The 234-nt window shown below is 62.0% G+C and carries 1 protein-coding gene; it reads right to left on the minus strand.

The features are described from left to right. The coding region (locus ACQG3P_RS24100) for a hypothetical protein (protein ID WP_426806458.1) at window positions 1–234 on the minus strand (234 nt) is incomplete at both ends.

Below are 234 nucleotides of genomic sequence, written 5' to 3' on the forward strand. Positions count from 1 at the left end.
CAAACCTTCCACTTCCACTGCTTTGGCACCTGCCAGGACAGCTTCAGGCGTGTTGTCCCAGATCAACACTTCGCCCACGTGTAGTCCGGCACGGGCGCGCAGTGGCAGGTAGCACTGCTCGCCCAGCTTCTGCAGTTCGCGGCGATAGTCCAGCGCGAACCCCAACCCGTCGATCGCCCGGGCGTATCGCAGGAACAGACCATCGGTGCTGTCGATCTGGCGTCCATTCCATTG

The organism is Stenotrophomonas sp. SrG, assembly GCF_050031795.1.
Taxonomy (GTDB): Bacteria; Pseudomonadota; Gammaproteobacteria; order Xanthomonadales; family Xanthomonadaceae; genus Stenotrophomonas; species Stenotrophomonas rhizophila_A.